Here is a 23,028-nt window from a genome sequence, read left to right on the forward strand (position 1 = left end):
GGGACTCGAACCCCCACACCTTGCGGCACATGGACCTGAACCATGCGCGTCTACCAATTCCGCCACGTGGGCAACGGAAGGCGCTAGTATACTGGAAGTGCTCTCTATTAGGGGTGATTATTAAAAATTTATTTTGAATTGGCTGTAGACATTGATTTTAAGCTTGCACTTAGTGCAAAATTGGAGTGGACACAAAAAAGCCCGTTGAGGTATCAACGGGCTTTCGCAAAACGGTGGTGCCCACGGAGGGACTCGAACCCCCACACCTTGCGGCACATGGACCTGAACCATGCGCGTCTACCAATTCCGCCACGTGGGCAACGGGAGAGCAAGATTATAAATCGTTTGGCCGTCATGTCAAGTACTGGCCTTGAGCTTATTCAAGAATAGTTAGGTGATTGGCGCTCGCTCCGGTAAACTACAGGGTATGTCTCTGTTTGGGACCTGAGCTCACTTTTTTAGAAATCAACGACATTTGAACAAGCACAACTACCCCATTCCGAGCCGTGAAGAAATCCTGGGTGTCCTGCGTACCAGTCAGGAAACGATGGATATTGCGGCACTTGCAGATAGACTCGGCGTGAAACCCGAGGAATTCGATGGCTTGACACGCAGGCTCAATGCGATGGAAAGAGATGGCCAGATCAAACCTGATCACACAGGCAACTATGCCTTGGCCAATCACGAACATTTCATTTCTGGTAAAGTCAGCAGCCACCGCGATGGTTACGGCTTTCTGATACCCGATGACGGCAGTGCCGATTTGTATCTGTCCGAGCGCGAAATGCAAAAGGTTTTGCATGGCGACGTAGTCACGGCGCGCGTGGTCGGTACCGACAAGCGCGGCCGTCTCGAAGGCAGCATTATCGAAATCCTCGAGCGCGCCAATTCCCATGTGATAGGCCGACTGCTGCATGAAAACGGTGTTTGGGTGATTGCACCCGAAGATAATCGCATGACCCAGGACATTTTACTGGCCGGTTCGCCCGGTAAAGCCAAGGCTGGCCAGGTTGTGAGTGTGCAACTGACTGAGCAGCCGACGCGTTACGCCCAAGCGGTTGGCAAGATCGTTGAAATTCTCGGTGAGATCGATGATCCGGGGATGGAAATCGAAATTGCGGTGCGTAAATTCGGTGTGCCGCATGTGTTTTCCGACTTGGCGCAAAAAGCCGCGGCCAAGCTGCCGCTCGAAGTGCGTCCACAAGATTTGGCCGCACGCGTCGATTTGCGCGATATTCCGCTCGTCACCATCGACGGTGAAGATGCGCGCGATTTTGATGATGCGGTGTATTGCGAGCCGGTGAAAATCGGTCGCGCCCGTGGCTACCGCCTCTTGGTGGCGATTGCCGATGTCAGTCATTATGTGACACCGAACGATGGCCTCGATGGCGATGCGCTGTTGCGCAGTACCTCGGTGTATTTTCCGCGGCGCGTCATCCCTATGCTGCCGGAGAAACTCTCCAATGGCTTGTGCTCCTTGAATCCGCATGTCGATCGCTTGACCTTGGTTTGCGATATGGTGATCACCGCTGACGGCGATATTCATGCTTACCAGTTTTACCCGGCCGTGATTCATTCGGCGGCGCGCTTTACGTATACCGAAGTGGCCGCCGTGTTGGGCAACACCAAGGGGCCGGAAGCGGCCAAGCATCAAGCTTTGGTGCCGCACCTGTCGCACCTGTATGAAGTGTTTCAAGCCTTGCTCAAGGCGCGCCATGTGCGCGGCGCGATCGACTTTGAAACCACGGAAACCTATATCGTCTGCAACGCGGCTGGAAAGATTGAAAAAATCATTCCACGCACGCGCAATGATGCGCATAAATTGATCGAAGAATGCATGTTGGCCGCCAATGTGTGCGCCGCCAATTTGCTTGAAACTTTCAAGCATCCCGGTACCTACCGTATTCATGCTGGCCCGACCAAGGAAAAGCTGATGCAAGTGCGCAATTTCCTCAAGCAGGTTGGCCTTAACCTGGCTGGTGGCGATAAACCGAGTGCCTCCGATTATGCGGCCTTGATGACCAAGATCAAGGGGCGTGCCGATGCGCCTTTGCTGCAGACGATGTTGTTGCGCTCTATGCAGCAAGCGGTGTATAGCCCGGATAATATCGGTCATTTCGGCTTGTCGTATCAAGCCTATGCGCATTTCACCAGCCCGATTCGACGCTATCCCGATTTGCTCACGCATCGCGCTATCAAAGCGATTTTGCTCGGCAAGGTCTACGAGCCCAAGGGTATCGATGCCAGCTTGCTCAACACCACGATCTCGAATGCAGCGCGCAAACAGTTGGTGCTCGATAAAGCTTCTGGTAAAAAGAAAGTCGAAAAAGATAACACTATCTGGGATGCGCTCGGCACCCATTGTTCGGCCAATGAGCGGCGTGCCGATGAAGCCTCGCGCGATGTCGAAGCATGGCTCAAATGTTATTTCATCAAAAATAAAATCGGCGAAGAATTCATCGGCACGATTACAGGGGTCACACAGTTCGGTATTTTCGTCCAACTCGATGAAATTTATATCGAAGGCTTGGTACACGTCACCGAGCTCGGCACCGATTACTTCCAGTTCGATGAGGCGCGCCATGAATTGCGCGGTGAACGTACCGGCAAACGCTATCAGTTGACCGATAAAGTGACGGTGCAGATCAGCCGGGTTGATCTGGATGCGCGCAAAATCGACCTCAGTATGGCTGGGGTCGCAGCGGTCGGCAGTCGTGCCCCCGCTGGTGGTAAGAAGTCGACGCCTGGCACGCCGCTCAATAAAATGCCTGCAGCGGCACCACGTACTGGAAAAAAATCCTTTGTGGCGGCGGATAAGCCGAAATCGGCACCGCCTGCGGCCAAAGCTGCTGCGAGCAAGTCAAACGGTGCGGCCGCCGGTGGCGGCAAGAAAGTGGCAGCCAATGCGGCCAGTAAGTCTGTGAAGAAAAGACGTTAATTTAAAAGAGTATTATGAAAAGTAAAATGATTTTTGGTTTCCACGCCGTGACCTCGCGGATTCGTCACGAGGCCTCTTCAGTGGAAGAGCTGTATGTCGACGCCGAACGCAACGACCGCCGCATGCAGGATTTGCTGGCCAATGCCAAGGCGGCCGGTGTACGCATCATTCACGCCGATGACCAGCGCTTGTCGAATATCGTCGGTACCCGTCGCCATCAAGGTGTGGTTGCCAAGGCCGGTGAATTGTCATTGGCGCGCAATTTAGATGAATTGCTCGATGCGATCGATGGTCCACCCTTATTATTGGTGCTCGATGGGATTACTGATCCGCATAATCTCGGTGCCTGCCTGCGGGTAGCCGACGGCGTTGGTGCGCATGCTGTGATCGCACCGAAAGATCGTGCGGTCGGTTTGAATGCGACTGCTGCTAAAGTCGCCAGCGGTGCGGCGGAAACCGTTCCTTACATCACTGTCACCAATTTGGCGCGCACTTTGCGCGAATTGAAAGAGCGCGACATTCTGTTGGTCGGTACCTCGGACGACGCCGACAGCAAGACCATCTACGATGTCGACATGAGTGGTGGTTGCGCCATCATCATGGGCTCCGAAGGCGAGGGCATGCGCCGTTTGACGCGTGAAACCTGTGATGTCTTGGTCAGCGTGCCGATGTTCGGTACGGTCGAGAGTCTCAATGTCTCGGTAGCTTCCGGTGTGTGTTTGTACGAAGCGCGTCGTCAGCGTTTGCCGAAAACCATCTGATCTTCAGGCGCGGGAAAAAATGCGCTTCGGCGCATTTTTTTTGTTTGCGTTACACTCACTGCCAGTTAACCCTTCATACCGTCCTCATGTTCAGCCGTTTCCGCGAAGATATCGCGAGCATCATAGAAAAAGATCCCGCCGCCCGCAATGCTTGGGAGGTGATTACCTGTTATCCCGGCTTCCAAGCCATCGTCATGCATGGCTGGGCGCAGTGGTGCTGGCGGCGCGGTTGGAAATGGTTGGGGCGCTTTATCTCGCACATCGCACGGGTATTGACCGGAATAGAAATTCATCCGGGCTCGACCATCGGTCGGCGGGTATTCATCGATCATGGTTTTGGTGTGGTGATCGGTGAGACTGCCGAGGTTGGCGATGATTGTACGATTTACCAAGGGGTCACGCTCGGAGGTACTTCGCTGTCGCGCGGTGCCAAGCGCCATCCTACACTCGAAGCCGGCGTCATCGTCGGTGCCGGTGCCAAGGTGCTCGGCAATTTCACCATCGGTGCTGGGGCGAAAATCGGTTCGAATTCGGTGGTGGTGAAACCGGTGCCGGCTGGTGCCACGGCAGTTGGGAATCCTGCTCATATCGTCAAAAAAGATCAGGCTGCCGAAGCCGGCAATGGGCAATTGTTCTCAGCCTATGGTGTGACGCAGAACAGTGATGATCCGATCTCCAAGGTGCTGCATAAGCTGATCGACCATGCGGTTTCTCAGCAGGAGCAAATAGAAAAACTGACCGCAGCGATCGCCTGTGCCGGGATTGCCTGTGATGCCCAGGAAAAAGAAAAGCTCATTGCCGAGCAAATCAATAGTTTGGTCGATTGAGTGTGGCGCTGACGAGTAGATTGAGTTGCCGGCGTATCGCCGACGCTAATTCGCCGGCATGCAGCCCTATGGGGCCGTCACCGTCTGCGACCAATTGATCAGCGGCTGCGCCATGCAGCCAAACCGCCAAGCGCGCTGCCGCATCGCCATCCATGCCTTGCGCCAGCAGGGCACCGACCAGACCGGCCAAGACATCGCCGCTGCCACCGCTGGCCAGACCAGGGTTGCCAGTGGTATTGATGGCCAGTTGCGTATTCGGACTGGCAATGATGCTGCCGGTCCCCTTGAGTACCACCGTGCAGTGCCAGTCGGCGGCTAATTTGGCGGCGCTGGGCAGGCGCGCGCCTTGGATAGCCGCGGCATTGCACTGTAACAGGCGCGCCGCTTCAAGCGGATGCGGCGTCAGTACCGTCGCGCTGCGGCGTGCGCGTAGCCGAGCTTGCAAGGGCGCCTGGGTGGCCAACAGGTTGAGGGCATCGGCATCGATGACCAAGCGGCAGTCAGACTCGAGCGCGCGCGTCAGCCAGTCGGCCGCTGCCGGCGTTTGGCCTAGGCCGGGGCCGATCACCACGATTTCACGCCCGAAGACATGGCTGCGCAGATCGCGGCACATGATTTCCGGGTACGCCAGATCGTAACTGATGCCGCCTTCCGGCAGACCGAGCATGACTCGGCCAGCGCCGCCATACAGCGCCGCGCGCGCCGCCAAGATAGCGGCACCGACCATGCCGACGCTACCACCGATGATCAAGACATCGCCGTAACTACCCTTGTGGCTGTTGTGCCGGCGCGTTGGTAAATCGAAATCAAAACTCAGTGGACAATTCAATACACTCTCGCTGTGCGCTTGATCAGTACGCGCGACGGCCAGGTCGGCCAGACTGACGTGTCCGGCATAATCTTTACCAGCGGCCGTATGCAAGCCAGCTTTGTCGGTGATGAATGTGAGGGTGTGGTCGGCGCGGATAGCGATACCGGTATCGTCTGCGTCGTCGCTGATTACGCAGCCGCTGTCGGCATCAAGTCCGCTTGGCACATCGAGTGCCAACAGTGGTAGTCGATGTGTCGCCGTGTGGGCATTGATGTGCTCGACCAAGCTGCGATAAGGTCCACTGAGTGCGCGTGCCAGGCCGATGCCGAACAGGCCGTCGATGATCAAGTCCCAGTCTTGTTGTAATAATTGAGTGAGTTGCTCGGGCCGAGCGATCGTCGCGCCGGTGCTGCGCGCTTGCGCCAGCGCTTGGCGCGCATTCTTGGCTGCGGCATAGTCATCGTCGGCATACAGCAGCAGAGAGACCTGCCAGCCCGCTTGCGCCAGTATAGCGGCGCAAGCGCACGCGTCGCCACCATTATTGCCAGGGCCGGCCAGCAGCAATACCTTGCGGGCTGGCTGGCCGAGCAGGGTGATAGCGAAGTCGGCCGCGGCTTGGCCGGCGGCTGGCATCAGTGCTGCGCCGCTCGCCAAGGCCGCGCTTTCGAGTGTGCGAATACTGGCAACGCTGTAGAGATCGAGGGCGGCGCGCGGTGAAATCGGCATGCTGATCAACTTTTTGGAATGGCTTGCTTGAGATTAAGTATCGTATCCAAGCCGAGATGGAACAGATTTTCCATCGGCATGGCCAAATACGGCAAAATCAGGGCCAGCATCAGAAAGCCGACGCCTATCGTGATCGGAAAGCCGATGCCGAACAGATTGAGCTGGGGTGCCGCACGGGTCAGTATACCGAGTGCGACGTTGGTCAACAATAAGGCGGCGACGATAGGCAGTGCCAAGCGCAGGCCGGTCATGAAAATTTGTTCGCCCCACAGCGTCAATTGGTAAAAATTAAAGCCACTTTGCAAGGTGGTCGAAATGGGTATGGTTTTGAAACTTTCGATCAGGGCACTGATCAAGGCGATGTGAATATTGAGGGTGAAAAACAATAAGGTGGCGATCAGTACCAGAAATTGCGACAGTGCTGAAGAGCGGCCCTGAGTTTGGGGATCGAAAAACGAGGCGAAGCCCAGGCCCATGGTGGTGGCCGAGAGTTCACCGGCCAGTTCGATGGCGGCAAACACTAAGCGCATCACAAAGCCCATGCCCAAGCCTATCACCAGTTGCTGAGCCAGAATCATGATGCCGGTGAGTGACATCGGATCGGCCCCGGGCAGAGCTGGCATGGTGGGGGCGACGATCAGGGCGATCATCACGCCGAGCGCGAGCTTGACTTGGACCGGGATGGAACTGTTGCCGAATGGAGGAGCAATCGCGATCAGTCCGAGGATGCGGGTCAATGGCCACAAAAAGGAGGTCAAGAGCGCCAGCAATTCGTTACTGGTGAAGGAGATCATTGCCTCATCCGGCCATGGTGGCGATGCTGGTAAACATTTGCCGCATGTAATCCATCAGGATGGTCAACATCCATGGGCCGGCAATGATCAGTGTGGCAAAGATGCCCACTAACTTGGGAATGAAGGACAGGGTGGTTTCATTGATTTGGGTGGCGGCTTGAAAAATACTGACGATCAAACCGATCACCAGAGCCACCAGCAGCAAAGGTGCCGAAACCATGAGCGTGACTTCAATGGCTTGCATGCCCAGTGTCATCACATTGTCGGGAGTCATGGCCATTTTCAGTAAAAACTTTGTGCCAGCGAACCGATGATCAACTGCCAGCCATCGACCAGTACGAACAGCATCAGTTTAAACGGTAGCGAGACAATAGACGGCGATACCATCATCATCCCCATCGACATCAGCACACTGGCGACGACCATGTCGATGATGAGGAAGGGAATGAAAATCGCGAAACTGATTTGAAATGCGGTTTTCAATTCACTGGTGATGAAAGCCGGAATCAAGACGCGGAACGTGACATCTTCCGGGCCTTGTAAGGCTGGCGAATTCGACAGTTTGACATACAGTGCCAAGTCGGATTGACGGGTTTGCTTCATCATGAATTGTTTCAGCGGTACGCCGCCTTTGTCGACTGCATCCATCATGCTGATTTTTTCTTGCGAGAACGGCAGATACGCGTCGGTATAGATTTTATCGAACACCGGCCCCATCACGAACAAGGTCAGGAACAGTGACAAGCCGATCATCACTTGATTCGGCGGTGCTGATTGGGTGCCCAAGGCTTGGCGCAGCATCGACAGCACGATGATGATGCGGGTGAAGCTGGTCATCATCAACAGCGCCGCCGGAATGAAGCTGAGTGCCGATAGAAACAGCAGCGTTTGTATGCTCAGTGAATAGTTCTGTCCGCCGCCGGTTGCCGGTGTTGCGCTGATGGCTGGCAAACCGCCGGCCGCTTGCGCCAATTCAGGTACGGTGAGCAGCAGGCTCAGCAAGGCGAGCGGGAGCAGTAGCGTCGGCCGCAGTGTTTTCATGTCGGCGAACCTGGTTTGCTGTCGTCGCGCGCTTGTTTGCGTTGTTCGATAGTCCGGCTGAGCCAAGCCTGAAACGGTCCGCCGACCAGTGTCGCATCGGCGCTCACGCCTTCTTGTTTCGGTAAATTGCCGAGATGGTTGATTTGATTGGCGGTCACGCCGAGTATCAGCCACTGATCGCCCACTTCGACCACCATCACGCGCTCACGATTGCCGATACTGATGCCGGCGACCACTTTGAGATTGAGTTTATTGGCTTGCGCGATAGGCCCCATGCGCTTGAGTAGCCAAGTGCCACCGAACAGTAATGCCAACACCAACAGCAAGGCCAAGGTGATTTGGCTGAAACCGATGGCCGGGGTGATGGCCGGTGCGACTGCGGCCGCTTCGGCCGCCATGCTGCTGCCGCTGGCCAGCGCCAAGGCGATACAGTAAAGTAAGCGAGTACGATTCATTATTTATTGAGTTTGCGTATGCGTTCAGCCGGTGTCACGATATCGGTCAGGCGTATGCCGAACTTATCATTGACCACCACCACCTCGCCTTGAGCGATCAGGCAGCCGTTGACCAGCACATCCATCGGTTCGCCGGCCATGCCGTCGAGTTCGACCACCGAGCCTTGTGCTAATTGCAGCAGATTTTTAATGGCGATTTTAGTGCGCCCCAATTCCACCGTCAACTGCACCGGGATATCGAGAATAAAATCGATATCGTTGTGGGTTTCGGTATGGACACCTTTGCTGCCGCTGAATTCTTTGAAGATGGCGGCACTGGCCGGAGCTTCGGTTTTTTGGCTGGCGGCCGCTTCGGCTTTTTCTTGCTCGGCAATTGCCGCGCCCCAGTCGTCTTCGCTGATCGGGACTTCGGTATTTTCATCCATGGTTCTCTCCTTGTGCTACTTCGTGTACGCTCGAGTTGATCAGCTTCTCGACGCGTAAGGCGTATTGGCCGTTAAATACACCGTATTTGCATTCCATGACAGGGGTGCCGTCGACCTTGGCCGACAGCAGTTCCGGTACATGGAATGGAATGATGTCACCGGTTTTCATATTGAGTATGTCGCCCAGAGTGATGCGGGCAGTACCCAGGTCGGCGACGATTTCTACTTCGGCAATTTGGATTTGCTGCGTCATCAGGCGCACCCAACGTTTGTCGATTTCCAGCGTTTCGCCTTGCAAGCTCGAGGTGAGGATGTCGCGTATCGGTTCTATCGTCGAGTACGGCATGCAGATATGCATTTCACCGCTGACCGGCCCAAGTTCTATCGTAAATGTGGTCGAAACCACGACTTCATTAGGGGTGGCGATATTGGCAAACTGGGTATTCATTTCTGAGCGGATATATTCGAATTCAATCGGATACACCGGCTCCCAGGATTTTGAATAGGTTTCGAACACAATTTCGAGTATGCGCTGAATGATGCGCTGCTCGGTTTGGGTGAAATCGCGCCCTTCGACCCGGGTATGGAAGCGGCCATCGCCACCGAACAGATTGTCGACTATCAAGAAGACCAAACCGGGATCGAGCACGATGAGCGAGGTACCACGCAAGGGTTTCATGTGTACCAGATTCAAATTGGTTGGCACGACCAAGTTGCGGATGAATTCACTGTATTTCGACACGCGCACGGTACCGACTGAGACTTCAGCACTGCGCCGCAGAAAATTGAACAAGCCTATGCGCAGCAGTCGAGCGAAACGTTCGTTGATGATTTCCAGCGTAGGCATACGGCCGCGAACGATACGTTCCTGGGTGGCCAAATTATATGGTCGAACCCCGGAAGTATCTTCCTGCGACTGCGAATCATCTTGATCTCCCGTGACGCCCTTGAGCAGGGCATCGACTTCTTCTTGGGAGAGAAAGTTATCGGACATGATCTTACTGCACTATGAAGGAAGTGAAATACACGCCGCTGACTTTTTGCGGTTCGCCCTTGGCAGTAAACGGCTGACTGATTTTTTCCATGATTTCTTCCACCAGTTTGTCTTTACCCTCGTTGGAAATGATTTCACTCGCGTCTTTACTCGATAACAGCAGTAACAAACGACTGCGCACTTGCGGCATATTCGCTTTGATCACATTGACTTGTTCTTCGCCTTCGACTTCGACCGTCATGGTTATTTGCAAATACTTATCATTGCCGTCGGATTGCAAGTTGACGGTAAACGGTTCCAGAGGCAGAAAAACGGCTGGCTTGGCGACTTCGGTTTTATGTTCTTTTTCTTTAGCACCGGCATTTTTCTTCGATAAAAAGAATACAGCACCGCCGCCCAAACCGGCCAACAGCAGAACTGCAGCCAGAATGATGATGATCAGTTTCTTTTTCGACTTTCCAGCTGGCGCTGCCTCAGCGTGTTCTGGAGCTGCTTTCGCAGGTTTTTTTGCCATGTTTATCCTCAAGCCAGGCAGAATTGCCACAAAATAATTTTTCCGACCGCGCCGAATTCTTGCCGGACTTGTTTTTCCGAGCGTTCTTGTTTGCTAAGTCATATACCTCGTCATTCTACATGCTTGAGTGGCAATTTGAAGCAGCGACTGCACGGTGTCTGATCAAGTTCCTGTTAAATTTCTGCAAATTTGCCATTGGCTATCCCGATTTTCAGGCGAAAGTATCGACTTCTCCTATGCGCGAGCTGAACTTTTGCACGTTTGTTGCTGCGCCGCTCACTACTGGCAGACTGTCCTTGCCGCTGTTGCCGCTGTATTGCGGTGTTTGTGGCGCACGGTAGGCATTGCCTTGTTGACCGGCACCAGCCGAACCGGTATTGACCGCAAAACCAGATAACTCTATTCCAGCTTCACTCATCATTTGCCGCAGTTTCGGCAGCGAGGCTTCGAGCGCGGCACGCACTTCCGGCTGTGCCGTGGTAAATGAGGCACTCGCTTGCTCGTTACTGATCTTCAAGACCACCTGTAAGGGGCCGAGATCGGGCGGATTGAGGCTTAATTCCGCTGAATGGATGCTGGCACCCACCATCCACAACACTTTTTGTCCTATTGCTTTATCCCAGCCTGGGTTACCCAACGCTTGCGGCACATGTTTGAGCGCCGTCGCGGCGGCCAAGCTCGGGTCGGGCAGGGTAGTGAGGGTAGCGCTTGGGGCCGCAGCAGCGCTGATCGGCGTGTCTGTTGGTTTTTCCAGTGCTGCGGGCGACAATTCCGGTGTTACCTCCGCTTTCACGGTGCCGAGCGCGGCACTGAGCGCTGGCGCCAGCTGGGTGCTCGCGCTGCTGGTGTCGCTGCTGTGTGTGTCGGTGATGTCTGGCGGCGCGTTGGTGGCCTGGTCTTGGGCCGTCAAGCTGGCGGAAAAATTGCTGACGGCCGGTGAGTTTTTGGCGCTGGCGCTGGTCTTTTTGCTGTCGGTGTTGGCGCTGAGGCTGGCACTCAATGCAGTTGCTGCCAGCTTGCTGGCATCGGTGGCGGCATCAGTCGTTGCCGAGTCGATAGTCGGCGCTGGTATCGCTCGCATCGCTGGCGTGCTCACTACCTCGCGCGGATCGGGTGGCATCGCTGGGGTGCTCGCTACGCTGGATGGATCGCTTGGTGTCGGTGCGGCGCTCGCTAAGCTGGGCAGATCGCTTGGTGTTGGTGCGGTACTCGCTAAGCTGGGCAGATCGCTTGGTGCTGTTGAGCTGCTCACTACGCCACGCAGATCACTTGGTGTCGCCGAGGTACTCGCTACAGTGGGCGGGTCTACTGGTTTGGCAACTTCGCTCATCGCACCGAATAGCACTAACAGCGGATGCACACTGTCGCTGGCAGCGGTGTTGCTGCTTGGATCACTATCTTCAGTGCTGTCCGTGTCCGTGGTTTTTTTGCTACTGCTCGTGGACGCTGTTGCTGTTGTCGGCGCTGTTGCCGGCATTGTGCTGTCTGCTGGTACCGATGCCGCCGCCTGTTTGCGCAGCTGCTCATTGGCAGTGGCGCTGGCTTGTTGATTACTGCTATTGGTTGCGGCGGTTTGATTGCTTTGATTGAGTTTGCTAGTCGTGATTTCGCGCTTCAATATGCGATTGAACGATGTGTCTGCGCTGCTCTCGGCCGGATTGCGACTGGCTGGTGCGGCAGCTTGCAGGGCCGGTGTGCTGGCAATATTTATCGTTGGCATCATGAGACCGTTAGGAAAAAGACTTAGGTTTTGTAAAAATAGCTGCGGGCGGCAAATTCATCGGTTTGTTTCTGCTCGCGTTTAGCCTCTTTATGTTGCTGCACTGATTTGGCACGCTCATCGAGTGTGCGGTAAGACAGGCGCTTTTTCTCACACTGCTGCCAACTGCTTTTGGCAAATTCGACCTTGCGCTCGGCATCGCTGATAACTTTTTTCTGGCCGCTGACGGCGTCATCAAGTTTGCCCAAAAAACTGAGAAAATTACCGTACTGGCTGGCTGACAGACCGGCGGCGGCGCGTTGCTGAAAATTCGCATCGTAATCGTCGCGATATTGCAGCAGCATGGTCAGCTTACTCTGCGTTTCTTCCTGCGCACGGATGGCCTTGCCGAGCTGTTTCGCCGCGGCTTCGGTATCCTTTTGTGCCAGTTCTATCAAGGTTTCCAGCGGGGACTTGTGTGCCATAAGAAGGAGTATAGGTCAATGCCGCGCCGGGCTATGCTTGGAACAGAGCCCGAAGTCCTGCCAAGCTCTCGCTTATGCTGCACTTTTGTAGTATGTCTTGCTGCAAAAAGGCGGTAATCCGCGGTTGCAGACGGATGGCTTCATCAAGCAAGGGGTCAGAGCCGGGGGCATACGCGCCGACGCTGATGAGGTCGCGACTGCGCTCATACCGCGAATACAATTGCTTGAGACGGCGCGACAGTTGTTGATGCTCAGGGTCGGTGATGCTGTGCATGGCGCGACTGATCGATTGTTCGATATCGATGGCCGGGTAATGGCCACTTTCTGCCAGCGTCCGGTTGAGGACGATATGACCATCGAGAATCGCGCGCGCCGCATCGGCGATCGGATCTTGTTGATCATCGCCCTCGGTCAGTACGGTATAGAAAGCGGTGATCGAGCCACCGCCTTCTTTGCCGTTACCGGCGCGTTCCACCAACACCGGCAATTTGGCAAATACCGAAGGTGGGTAGCCCTTGGTGGCGGGCGGTTCGCCGATGGCCAGGGCGATTTCGCGCTGAGCCATGGCATAGCGGGTCAGCGAATCCATGATCAATAAGACGCTGTGCCCTTGATCGCGGAAATATTCGGCAATCGTGGTGGCATAGGCGGCGCCTTGTAAGCGTAGCAGCGGAGCGGCATCGGCCGGGGCCGCCACGACTACCGAACGGGCCAGACCTTCGGGGCCGAGAATTTGTTCGATGAATTCTTTGACCTCGCGGCCGCGCTCACCGATCAAGCCCACTACGATGACGTCGGCGGTGGTGTAGCGTGCCATCATGCCGAGCAAAACGCTTTTGCCGACGCCGGAACCGGCAAACAGGCCGAGTCGCTGGCCGCGTCCGACGCTGAGCATACTGTTGATGGCGCGTACCCCGACATCAAGCGTTTCGACAATCGGGGCACGTTCGAGCGGATTATAAATGCGCGCCGCCAAGGTGGCCGAGGTGGTGGTGTTGAGCGGGCCGAGGGTATCGAGGGCGCGACCGTTACCATCTAGTACGCGCCCGAGTAATTGGTAACCAACCGGTAGCTTACGGCTGCGGTCGCCCGGTCGGCCATCGGCTTGGGCGGCGATGGCGGCGGCAAACACCGGTGCGCCCGGGGTGACCCCTTCGAGGTCGCTATGCGGCATGAGAAACAGGCGATCGCCATCGAAACCGACCACTTCGGCATCGACCGTGGCACCGCTGGTTAAATGAATTTCACAGGCGCTGCCGACCGGCAGGCGTAAGCCTACCGCTTCCATCACCAAGCCGGTGACCTTGGTGACCTTGCCGGCGATGGGTGTGCTGGAATTGGCGGCGGCGCGGCTTTGGCTACGCTGTAACAAGCCTTGCCAACTGCTGGTGAAATCTGTCTCGCTGGCGCTGCTCATGCTGCCTCGGTTTCGACTTGGCGCAGCGCGGCGGTCAGGCGCTCCCAGCGTGTGCTTAAGCTGGCGTCGACCAGATTGCTGGCGGTTTCGAGCAGGCAGTCGCCACGTGTCATATTGGCGTCGCCGCTGATACGCCAACCGGCTTCGAGGAAGCGTTCACCAGCGAGTTTTTTAACCAGTGCGGCATCGTCAGGATGCAGCAGTATTTGCGCCGGCAATTGTACCGTCGGCAGCTGTTCGATGGCGTCTTCGATGATAGGCAGGATCAAGGCCGGCTCGATATCGAGTTGGGTTTTCAGCATGCTGTGGGCTAAATCGAGTGCCAGTGCCAGCAATTGATGGCCGGTGTCTTTGGCAGCACTGCTGACTTGGGTGCTGAAGCGCTGTGCCAGTGCATGCATGAGTTCGATTTCCGGCTGCATACTGGCGTCGGCCGCTTGATAACCGGCTTCCTGGCCTTCGCGTAAGCCTTTTTCATAGGCTTCCTGGTAGCCGGTGGCATAGCCTGCTTGCTGCGCCTCGTTGCGAATGGCATCGATTTCGGCTTGGCTCAGCACCACTGGTGGCGGTGTCACGATCACTTGCTGCTGCTGTTGCTCTTCGATGTGCGCCAAGTGACTGGGGCGAGTGTCGCCAAACGAGGCCATTTCCCAGCGTTGGTAGGCCGACACATCGGGATGCAGGAGCTTAGACATACGAATCTTCGCCTTTTGAGCCGAGCATGATCTGGCCTTCATCGGCCAAGCGGCGCACGATCAGCAGTATCTGCTTCTGTTGGGTTTCGACTTCGGACAAGCGCACCGGACCTTTCGATTCCAAATCTTCGCGCATCATTTCCGAGGCGCGTTGCGACATATTTTTGAAGATTTTTTCGCGCATATCTTGATTCGCGCCTTTCAAGGCGATGATCAGCGAATCAGACTGCACTTCGCGTAACAGCAGTTGTATGCCTTTGTCATCGATTTCCATGATGTTGTCGAAGACGAACATTTCATCCATGATTTTTTCGGCCATATCGCCATCATATTTGCGCAGATTGTCCATCACCGAGGCTTCGTTTTCGCCGCTCATGAAGTTCAGAATTTCGGCTGCCGCACGAACTCCGCCTATGGATTTTTTCTTCAGGCTTTCATTGCCGGTTAATAATTTGGTCAGTACGTCATTGAGTTCGCGCAGGGCGGTTGGTTGGATGCCGTCGAGGGTGGCGATACGCAGCACCACATCGTTACGCAAACGTTCCGAGAAATTATTCAAGATTTCGCAGGCTTGATCGCTTTCCAGATGGACTAAGATGGTGGCAACAATCTGCGGATGTTCATTCTTGATCAATTCGGCCACCGATGGCGAATCCATCCATTTCAGGCTTTCGATGCCGCTGGCGTCTTTACCGCCGAGGATGCGATTGAGCAGTGAGGAAGCCTTGTCGTCGCCCAGCGCCTTAGTCAACACATTGCGGATGTATTCATCGGAATCGAGCCCAACCGAGGAGCTGATATCGGCTACGGCCTTGAACTGTTCGAGTACCACCGCGATGCGTTCATGCGGAATCGCACCGATGGTCGCCATGGCGGCACCGATTTTCTGTACTTCGCGTGGGCCGAGGAACTTCATTACTTCAGCGGCACCGTCTTCGCCCAGTGCCAGTAAAAAAGTCGCCGCCTTTTGTACGCCTTCGTCACTCATTATTTACCCATGTCTTGATTACGTTGGCGACAATTTTCGGATCTTGCGATGCTAATTCGCGCGCAAACGCCAGATTCGTGTCGTAACTATTGCCCTGTTTTGCCGCATGTTGTGCATCTTCGCCCGAAAGTTGCACTACTGTATCATCATCTTCCTCTGCTTCGGCCGCTTCACGCAGTGCCTCCGCTTGTTTTTCTTCTTCCTCTTCGGCCGCGGCCTTGGCCTTGGCTTCTTCTTCGGCTTTGTCTTTGCCCATGATTTTATACAGCATGGGTTTGAGAAAACCGAAAAACAGGTAAGCCAGCACGATGGCAGCGAGCAGATATTTGCCGAATTCTTTAGCCAATTCCAAGCTGCCCGCTTGTTTCCAGAATGGTAAGTCGGCAATGATATCTTTTTCTTGGCCGGCGAACGGGCTATTGACTACATTGAGCGTGTCGCCGCGGTCTTTATTGAAGCCCATCGCTTCCTGGGCTAAATCGGTAATTTGCGCTTTTTCGATATCGGTCAGCGCTCGTGTAATGATTTTGCCATTCTTATCGGTTTCCGATTTGTAATTGACCACGACGGCGACCGACAAACGCTTCACGCCCCCCATGTTTTGTTGGGTGTAGCGAATAGTTTTGTCGACTTCGTAATTGGTGGTCGTGTCTTTCTGTTGCAAACCAGTATTTGAAGCGGCGCTGGCAGTGGCCCCGCCGGGAGCGACGATCGGTGCTGTAGCCGGGGCCGGCGGCTGATTTGACAAGGCCCCGGGTACGCCGCTGGCGCTGTTATTTTTATTAAAACTTTCACTCGATTGTTGACTACGGATAGTCGAACTTTCCGGTGGCGAGTTCGGCCGATAGGTTTCGGCCGCCTGTTCGCTGCGTGAAAAATCGATATCGGCAGTGGCTTCGGCGCGAACATTATGGGCCCCGACGATAGGGCTGATGATCGATTCTATGCGTTTGACAATATTTTCCTGGAAATCTTGCACATACTTGAGTTGTGAAGGGTCGAGGTTGTTATTGCCATTCTGTTTCGACATATCTGATAACAGATTGCCATTTTGATCGATGATCGACACGCTTTTCGGCGACAACTCGGGTACGCTGCTGGCCACCAAATGCAAGATGGCGCTGACTTGTTGTTGGTCGAGAATGCGACCAGGATACAGATTCAACAGCACCGAAGCGGTGGGTTTTTGTTGATCGCGAATGAAGACCGACGATTTTGGCATGGCCAAATGCACGCGTGCCGCTTGGACGGCCGACACCGCTTGGATTGAGCGTGCCAACTCGCCTTCAAGTGCGCGTTGAAAATTGACTTGTTCGAGAAATTGCGAAATACCGAGTTTTTGGTTTTCCATTAATTCAAAACCGACATTGCCACCTTTCGGTAAGCCTTGCGCGGCCAATTTGAGGCGCGCATCATGTACTTGACTGGCCGGTACCAAGATCGCTCCGCCCGATTCCGAGTACTTGTAAGGCACATTCATCTGCTGCAACGATGCGACGATGGCACCGCCATCGCGGTCGGTGAAATTGGAAAACAAGACTTTGTAATCGGGTTGCTGGCTCCACATCCACACCCCGACCATAATCGCCAGCACCAAGGCAGCCCCGGCCGAGAGCAGGGCCGTGCGTACGCCTGGCGTTTGCGCTAAGCCGAAAATTTTTGGTAACTCAGGCGGTACATCGCCGCCCATCAGCGTCGTTTCAGCGGTTGCCATACATTACCTTGCCCGTTGTGGAACTTGAAATAGATTGCAGCATTTTATCAGCCGTTGTGGTTTTTTCCCTGTTGCTGATTGTGGACCGGTTTGGCCAATTCAATTCGCTGAGAACACCTGCTTTTCCCGCTCTGCTCGGACAAATGCCCGTAAGTGACAGTGCTAAGCTTGGTCACATCATGCTTATACTATGCGGGAGGAAAATATGAATGTCGGTGGCATAGATCGCAGCCAGATTGATGCAATGGTGGCGCAACTGAAGGCAGCGGCCGCCAAAATGGAGCCGGCGGTGCAGCCGGTTGGTACGGCCGCGCAAGCGGCACCGTCGAAAGTTAATTTTGCCGATACCTTGAAGGCGACACTCGACCAAGTCAATCAAGTGCAGAGTGATTCGCAGAAGTTAGGGGAAAAATTTGCGCTCGGCGACGATAAGGTCAGTTTGGCCGATGTGATGATTTCGATGCAAAAGGCGAGCATCTCGTTCCAAACCACGGTACAGGTGCGCAATAAGCTGGTGTCTGCGTATCACGACATCATGAGTATGCAGATATAGTTCCTGCTATTTTACTAAGATAGAAAGCGCGCTGCCTTATCCAGGCCGCGCGCTTTTTTTTCAGCGTATGCCGGTCAGCTTGGAATTGCGTTCACGTTCCAACTTCATGATGTAGCGCTGGATGCTGGACAAGACAGAGTTGGATAAATTAATGAACTGACAGCCGACACGTCGGTTGGTTTTGCCATTCAATAAAATCAAATCTTGCGAATTCCGGATCTGCAAGCTGACATCGACTAAGCCTATGCCCGGTAATTCGACCTTGCAATGTTCATAAGTTTGGCCGACGCTGCAATCGAGCTGGCGTTTCTCATCAAGCACGGCAATGCCGCCGCAACTGATATCGACCAAAGATAATTTCAGTACTTCGCTCTGACCCTCGGTATCGAGATGAAAACTGGCCTTGAGCGGGGTCGACAGCGGCGTGTTAATACGATAATTTTCGCGTCTTTGCAGGCGGATGATGCTGGCCGGGATAGAAAATTGCAGCGCCGGGCGATTTTCAAAATCGGTACGCACCGCACCCGTGGTGGAAAACTGTATCCCTATCTTGTCGAGCAAGCCCTCGAACGAGACCCGCGGTGCTTCGACGATGCGTTGATTGGCCAATTGGCTGGGGGCGCTGTCGACGATGACACTGTTATTGGTGTCATCGATCTCGAGTATCGAGGTCAGATAGACTTCCGATCCGCTGTTGATGAGCATGCTGATCAACTGATTATTATCTTTTAATCCACGCAGCAGAGAAATGATCTCCCGACGTGAGTCAACTTGAAACGGACTTTGATTTTCAGTCCCTAGGGACGGCGAAGGTTGCATATTTTTCGTGAGTTATGTGCTGTCAAAACTAAAACAGATCAGGGGGTGGTGCGGTCGATCTGTTTCAGTGTCCCCGATTTTTCGGTGTCGACATGGTAAAGCCAAGCGAGCAGTTCTGCAACAGCCAGATACAGCAAAGGTGGAATATCTGCATCCAAGTCTACTTTCATGAGCAATGATACCAACTCTTTCGACTCATGCACGGCAATTCCGTGTTCTTTGGCGCGCGCAATGATTTGTTCCGCCACCAAACCCTTACCTTTGGCAACCACGCGCGGCGCACCGGCACCGGCTTCGTAGCTGAGGGCGACCGCAGTTTTTTTCGGTTCGGCAGGCGTGCTCAAGATTGTACCGTGATCATCGCCGGCATGCCGGCGGCTTGGGCCAATGCGGCGCTCAGTGTCGGTGTGGCCGCACTGAGTGCCGTGGCCACCGCCGCATCGGGGGCTTGCAAACGTAATTGCAGGGTTTGTCCGCGCAGCGTCAAGAGCGCCTGCACTGGCCCCAGATTCGGCATGTCCAAACGCAGCACACTTTGCCATTGTTCTTCGGCGGGGCCGGCTTTGGGCGCTTTTGCCGTGCCACGCTCGCGCCGAATATCCCACTCCAGCGCTTGGCCGGGGAAGATGTCGCCGCGCCAGCGCAGGGTTTGATCATCGAGGGTTTGTAATTGTTGTTGCACCAGGCTGCGTATGCTGTGGTCGGCACTATCGGTCGCGGCACTGTCACTCCAAGCCGTCGCCGCTAAGCTGGGCAGGTGTGCTTGCGGCTCTTGTAATACCTCGTGCAGCGGTTTTTGTCCGGTCGCCCACTGCGCCAGATGCGATTCATAAAACACCCCGCTTTGCGTAATCTGCTGTTGCAAGGCTGCCGCCGTACTGCTTGAATCAGCGAGCAAGTCGGCATGGGTCAGCACCGGTTCGCTGGCCGCCGGCGGCGCTGCCGAGGGCAGTTGCAGCAGTAAGTTGATCAGTCGACTGGCGTCGCTCAAGGTGGTTCGGCTACTGGCCGAGGTGGGAAGGGCGCTGGTGCTGCTGGCTGCCAGACTCGCTGCCAGCGCCGTCGCTGCGGTGCTGTTGGTGGCGGCAGATTTCGTTTCAGCAGTGAGCATGCCCGGCGTGCTGAGGCTTAAGCCGGGCGGTGTGCTATTGGTCAGGCGCATGGCTAAGTTGTCGCCGACTTGGCTGCCAGCCGGCAGCAGCATATGCAGCCGGCTGCCAGCCAGATCAACTTCGAAGCTACCATCTGCCAGTTGGCTCAGTACTTGTGCTTTGAGCTCAGTAGTGCTGCTCAAATGGCTCAGCGCCTCAGCCGGTCCGAGCAGTACCACGCTTTTGCTGGCACCGGCGACGCTTGCCAGCGGCGTCCGCGCCGCACTGTCGAGACCCTCAATCATGCCATGGCTGCTCAGACACCGTGTCCGGCACCATACGCATGATTTAACTTATGCGAAGTACGCGAAGTATTGATCAAGTTGGACAATTCTTCCATCCACGGCTCAGTAATGTCGCGAATTTCCTTGTCATGCGCGAGAATTTTCTTTATCACGCGAATTTTTCTTTCCTTCTGTTCCGGCGAAAGAAAGCCGCCCGACTCGCCATCGCGTATCGTCTGCACTTTACTGCTGCAATCAGATTCCAAGCGCGTCAGTAATTCCCAGTCGCGCTCACGAGCAGCATGCAACATTTGGTCGGTAATGACGGCGATATGTTCATACAGCGTGATGATTTCTAAGCTTTCCATAGTCGGTTATGCCTCAAAGACGTGCACTGCGCGGGGTTGTAAAGGATCGAAATTCGGCATGACCTGGGCGCTTTGAGCCACTATCGGCGCAGCCGGCGCAATCGCTTCCCAAGTGGTTTTCAAATCGCGTAACAAGGTTTGCACCTCGGCGAGCAAGCTTTCATCATTTTTTGCATTGGCTAAAAATAATTGTGTGCTCATGTATTCATACAGCGCATCGAGATTAATGGCGATGTCACCGCCGGCTTGTTTGTCTAAGCTGGCGCGCAAACCGTTGTCGATGATGGAAATCGCATGCGAGATCGATTTGCCTTTGGCGGCGATTTCTTTCTTGCGCATCTGATTGATCGCATTGCCGATCGCAACAATGGCACCGTCATACAGCATGACGATGAGCTTGTGCGGATTGGCCGAGCTCACCCCGGTTTCTTCGCTGACGCGAGCGTAAGCGTTCGCGCCGTTTAATTTAGCTGAGCCAAACATAGTGGGTCCTTTGCTGGGTGATAAAGTTCATGACTATTTGTGTCTATTTGCTGGTCGTGCCGTTCAACACGCCGATTTGCTGTGTCAAAAAGCTCGTGGTCGCCTGCGCACTCGATATGATCGTGTCAAGTGCGCTGTACTGCGCCATCAGACGTGCCTGCGTCAATGCCAAGCGCGCATTGAGATTGGTCGTTTGTGTGGTCAGTTGCGTGAGTGAGCTGTTAATGCCCTTGGTGGCGCTGGCGATGGTGCCGGTCGAGCTCAAGATGCTGCTGGTAAGGTTATTGAGTTGATACGCGTAACCCTGAGAAAAATTCACCGAACCACGGCTGCCAGTTGATCCGCCATTGATCAGCAGTTGCAAGCCTTCCGAAGCCGAACCGCCCGATCCGGTCAGAATTTGCCCCTTGCCGGTGGCGGATACGCCGTTAAAAGAGCCGGCGACATTTTTGCCGTTGGTGCCGCCGGAAACCGTGCCGCTGAAGGCCGAAATCAAGGTGCCGCTGCTATTGGCCAAGTTGATACTCGAGGTGCTGCCAAAGCTGGCCGATTGCAAATTAAGAAAGCCATTGGTGTCGATCGAGGCCACGACCGATAAGCCACCGCTGGAAAAACCGGAGCTGCCATTAATCGAAGATTGCAGCATTGTCGCGAACTGGGTGGCGTTGTAACTGCCGGCCGGTAAGCTGACGTTGGCCGTCACACCATCGAGCGTTACGCCGATCGTGGTACCGGCAGCAATCGTGGTCGAGGCGCTGTTGAGATTGGTGTTGCCAACCATCAGCCCCTGAGTGGCAATCTGCGTGATATTAACCGCATAATTGCCAGCCTGGGTGGCCGAGCTCGAGCCGACCAGAGTGCTCAGGCTATCGTTCGACTTACCCATGGAGGCGAATAAACCACCGATATCGCCGAAATTACTATTGAGTGCCGTCGTCAGCTTGGTCGAGTCGGCTGCCAGCGTGCCATCTTTTTGAAACGTGATACCAATCTGCGCCAAGCTGGTAAAGCCGCCGCCGGTACCATTGACCGCCGTACCCAGAGTGGTACGCAACTGGTTTTGTATGGTGCGGGTAGTCGGGTCACCCAGCAGCGCGCCGCCGGTCTTGGTGGTGGCATTGTAGGAGGTGAGTTGGCCGATGACCGTAGTGAGGTTGTTATACGCGGTGATCATCGCGGTAATCCCCGATTGCACCGCGGTTTTATTGGCCGCCACAGTAATGGTGGTGCTGCCGACTTTTGCGACATTGAAACTCATCCCTTGCACCGAACTGCTCACGCTGTTGGTCGCGCTGGTGATGGCGATGCCATTGATGGTCAGCTTGGCACTCTGGGCCGAGGTGATTTCGGTGAAATTCTGGGTGCTGCCCGGATCATAATTGAATAAGGCTTGCACGGCCGCGTCGCCAGTACTGGAAGCGCTGATCTTCATGCTCGAGTTGGCACCCGTGGTCGAAGAGGCCAGTACCAAGTGATACGGTGTGGCACTGCCATCACCGACGATCGAGGCGGACACGCCCAAGGCGGCCGTATTGATGGCGTCGCGTATGCCTTGCAAAGAATTATTCGTGCTATCTATGGTAATCGTGCCGGTGGCATTGCTGGCATCTTGAGTAAACGTCGAGCCGGTATATACGCCGCCGGTTGCCGTGCCGCCGGTAATCGCCCCAAATTGAAAGCTGATGGTGGTGCTGGTGCCGCTGCCTATCGCATTCGACGAGGACACCTGACCGGCACTGGAAATCGATTGTGCTTGCGCTAGCTGTGTGACGGCCAGGCTGTAGCTGCCGGCTGAGGCAACGCTGGTAGTGGTGGCCGAGGCAACGCTGGAGTCGCCCGAAGTAGCCGTCAGGTTTTTAAACGTGGAGGAATTAGCCAGGGCCGTGAGCGAACTCTGAAACGAGCTGACCGCACTGCTGAGCGTACCGTAAGCGGTCAAGTCGGCATTGTAGCTGGTCTGTTTTTTTTGTATCGTCGTCAGCGGTGCGCTTTCGAGCTGCATGAGCTTGCTGACGATGCCAGTGACGTCGAGGCCAGAACCGATGCCGGTGGATTGTATTGCCACAATAATTCTCCTTTGTTAAGCGATACTGTATCAAACCACTGCACGATTCAATTGCTTCGTCAGAGGGGTATTTGCCCTCTA

The 23,028-nt window shown here is 55.0% G+C and carries 24 protein-coding genes and 1 tRNA gene; 4 read left to right on the forward strand and 21 right to left on the reverse strand.

Annotated elements, in window-relative coordinates; genetic code table 11:
* Nucleotides 1-234 precede the first annotated feature (234 nt).
* Nucleotides 235-319: transfer RNA gene (locus QN359_RS11300), tRNA-Leu, on the reverse strand.
* Nucleotides 320-475: 156 nt separating this feature from the next.
* Between QN359_RS11300 and rnr the strand changes: the two genes are divergently transcribed.
* The 3 genes from rnr to cysE all read left to right on the forward strand — a co-directional run bounded on the left by rnr (nt 476) and on the right by cysE (nt 4,526).
* The gene (gene rnr / locus QN359_RS11305; RefSeq protein WP_322248088.1) at nt 476-2,938 is read left to right on the forward strand and encodes a ribonuclease R; all 2,463 of its coding nucleotides are present in this window, start codon (nt 476-478) and stop codon (nt 2,936-2,938) included.
* A 14-nt stretch (nt 2,939-2,952) separates the two neighbouring features.
* Nucleotides 2,953-3,699 (forward strand): 23S rRNA (guanosine(2251)-2'-O)-methyltransferase RlmB, encoded by a 747-nt coding sequence (gene rlmB, locus QN359_RS11310; protein WP_322248089.1) that lies wholly within the window; start codon nt 2,953-2,955, stop codon nt 3,697-3,699.
* Between the two features lie 86 nt (nt 3,700-3,785).
* Nucleotides 3,786-4,526 carry a serine O-acetyltransferase gene (gene cysE, locus QN359_RS11315; protein ID WP_322248090.1) on the forward strand — a complete coding sequence of 247 codons (741 nt, stop codon included), beginning with the start codon at nt 3,786-3,788 and terminating at the stop codon, nt 4,524-4,526.
* Here cysE and QN359_RS11320 read toward each other — a convergent pair.
* The 14 genes from QN359_RS11320 to fliF all read right to left on the reverse strand — a co-directional run bounded on the left by QN359_RS11320 (nt 4,507) and on the right by fliF (nt 17,284).
* Nucleotides 4,507-6,063, reverse strand: coding sequence for an NAD(P)H-hydrate dehydratase (locus tag QN359_RS11320; protein ID WP_322248091.1), 1,557 nt, complete (start codon nt 6,061-6,063; stop codon nt 4,507-4,509). The genes cysE and QN359_RS11320 overlap by 20 nt on opposite strands.
* A 5-nt stretch (nt 6,064-6,068) precedes the next feature.
* Nucleotides 6,069-6,857, reverse strand: a complete 789-nt coding sequence (fliR, locus tag QN359_RS11325; RefSeq protein WP_322248092.1) for a flagellar biosynthetic protein FliR — start codon at nt 6,855-6,857, stop codon at nt 6,069-6,071.
* Nucleotides 6,858-6,861: 4 nt separating this feature from the next.
* A complete protein-coding gene (gene fliQ, locus QN359_RS11330) occupies nt 6,862-7,131 on the reverse strand; it encodes a flagellar biosynthesis protein FliQ (protein ID WP_322248093.1) in 270 nt (89 codons plus the stop codon).
* Between the two features lie 8 nt (nt 7,132-7,139).
* Nucleotides 7,140-7,898: a flagellar type III secretion system pore protein FliP gene (gene fliP, locus QN359_RS11335; RefSeq protein ID WP_322248094.1), complete on the reverse strand. Its 759-nt coding sequence runs from the start codon at nt 7,896-7,898 to the stop codon at nt 7,140-7,142.
* Nucleotides 7,895-8,353, reverse strand: coding sequence for a flagellar biosynthetic protein FliO (gene fliO / locus QN359_RS11340; protein ID WP_322248095.1), 459 nt, complete (start codon nt 8,351-8,353; stop codon nt 7,895-7,897). The genes fliP and fliO overlap by 4 nt, the downstream gene beginning before the upstream one ends.
* On the reverse strand, nt 8,353-8,778 hold the full coding sequence (gene fliN / locus QN359_RS11345; protein WP_322248096.1) for a flagellar motor switch protein FliN: 426 nt from the start codon (nt 8,776-8,778) through the stop codon (nt 8,353-8,355). Before fliN ends, fliO begins: the two co-directional genes overlap by 1 nt.
* On the reverse strand, nt 8,771-9,772 hold the full coding sequence (fliM, locus tag QN359_RS11350) for a flagellar motor switch protein FliM (protein WP_322248097.1): 1,002 nt from the start codon (nt 9,770-9,772) through the stop codon (nt 8,771-8,773). Before fliM ends, fliN begins: the two co-directional genes overlap by 8 nt.
* A gap of 4 nt (nt 9,773-9,776) precedes the next feature.
* Entirely contained in the window at nt 9,777-10,286 is a 510-nt protein-coding gene (gene fliL / locus QN359_RS11355; protein WP_322248098.1) for a flagellar basal body-associated protein FliL, read from the reverse strand.
* Nucleotides 10,287-10,497: 211 nt separating this feature from the next.
* The gene (locus QN359_RS11360) at nt 10,498-12,006 is read right to left on the reverse strand and encodes a flagellar hook-length control protein FliK (protein ID WP_322248099.1); all 1,509 of its coding nucleotides are present in this window, start codon (nt 12,004-12,006) and stop codon (nt 10,498-10,500) included.
* A gap of 23 nt (nt 12,007-12,029) precedes the next feature.
* Entirely contained in the window at nt 12,030-12,470 is a 441-nt protein-coding gene (gene fliJ / locus QN359_RS11365) for a flagellar export protein FliJ (protein WP_322248100.1), read from the reverse strand.
* 31 nt (nt 12,471-12,501) lie between these two features.
* Entirely contained in the window at nt 12,502-13,887 is a 1,386-nt protein-coding gene (gene fliI / locus QN359_RS11370; RefSeq protein WP_322248101.1) for a flagellar protein export ATPase FliI, read from the reverse strand.
* Nucleotides 13,884-14,582 carry a flagellar assembly protein FliH gene (locus QN359_RS11375; protein ID WP_322248102.1) on the reverse strand — a complete coding sequence of 233 codons (699 nt, stop codon included), beginning with the start codon at nt 14,580-14,582 and terminating at the stop codon, nt 13,884-13,886. The genes fliI and QN359_RS11375 overlap by 4 nt, the downstream gene beginning before the upstream one ends.
* Nucleotides 14,575-15,570 carry a flagellar motor switch protein FliG gene (gene fliG / locus QN359_RS11380; protein WP_322248103.1) on the reverse strand — a complete coding sequence of 332 codons (996 nt, stop codon included), beginning with the start codon at nt 15,568-15,570 and terminating at the stop codon, nt 14,575-14,577. The genes QN359_RS11375 and fliG overlap by 8 nt, the downstream gene beginning before the upstream one ends.
* Complete coding sequence (gene fliF, locus QN359_RS11385) at nt 15,563-17,284, reverse strand: flagellar basal-body MS-ring/collar protein FliF (protein ID WP_322248104.1); 1,722 nt, start codon at nt 17,282-17,284, stop codon at nt 15,563-15,565. The genes fliG and fliF overlap by 8 nt, the downstream gene beginning before the upstream one ends.
* Before the next feature lie 205 nt (nt 17,285-17,489).
* Here fliF and fliE point away from each other — a divergent pair, with 205 nt between their 5' ends.
* Complete coding sequence (gene fliE / locus QN359_RS11390) at nt 17,490-17,837, forward strand: flagellar hook-basal body complex protein FliE (RefSeq protein WP_322248105.1); 348 nt, start codon at nt 17,490-17,492, stop codon at nt 17,835-17,837.
* Between the two features lie 60 nt (nt 17,838-17,897).
* Here the strand turns inward: fliE and QN359_RS11395 are convergent, their stop codons facing one another.
* Genes QN359_RS11395 through fliD form a run of 6 tightly spaced genes read right to left on the reverse strand, consistent with a single transcriptional unit; the run spans nt 17,898 to nt 22,947 of the window.
* Nucleotides 17,898-18,656: a flagellar brake protein gene (locus QN359_RS11395; RefSeq protein WP_322248107.1), complete on the reverse strand. Its 759-nt coding sequence runs from the start codon at nt 18,654-18,656 to the stop codon at nt 17,898-17,900.
* A 38-nt stretch (nt 18,657-18,694) separates the two neighbouring features.
* Nucleotides 18,695-19,000, reverse strand: coding sequence for an EscU/YscU/HrcU family type III secretion system export apparatus switch protein (locus tag QN359_RS11400; protein WP_322248108.1), 306 nt, complete (start codon nt 18,998-19,000; stop codon nt 18,695-18,697).
* Nucleotides 18,997-20,052, reverse strand: coding sequence for a flagellar hook-length control protein FliK (locus tag QN359_RS11405; RefSeq protein ID WP_322248109.1), 1,056 nt, complete (start codon nt 20,050-20,052; stop codon nt 18,997-18,999). Before QN359_RS11405 ends, QN359_RS11400 begins: the two co-directional genes overlap by 4 nt.
* Nucleotides 20,053-20,063: 11 nt before the next feature.
* A complete protein-coding gene (locus QN359_RS11410; protein WP_322248110.1) occupies nt 20,064-20,399 on the reverse strand; it encodes a flagellar protein FliT in 336 nt (111 codons plus the stop codon).
* Between the two features lie 6 nt (nt 20,400-20,405).
* Nucleotides 20,406-20,882 carry a flagellar export chaperone FliS gene (fliS, locus tag QN359_RS11415; RefSeq protein ID WP_322248111.1) on the reverse strand — a complete coding sequence of 159 codons (477 nt, stop codon included), beginning with the start codon at nt 20,880-20,882 and terminating at the stop codon, nt 20,406-20,408.
* Nucleotides 20,883-20,925: 43 nt separating this feature from the next.
* Complete coding sequence (fliD, locus tag QN359_RS11420; RefSeq protein ID WP_322248112.1) at nt 20,926-22,947, reverse strand: flagellar filament capping protein FliD; 2,022 nt, start codon at nt 22,945-22,947, stop codon at nt 20,926-20,928.
* Nucleotides 22,948-23,028 lie beyond the last annotated feature (81 nt).

Origin of the sequence: Undibacterium sp. 5I2 (genome assembly GCF_035019605.1) — a bacterium.
Taxonomy (GTDB): domain Bacteria; phylum Pseudomonadota; class Gammaproteobacteria; order Burkholderiales; family Burkholderiaceae_D; genus Undibacterium.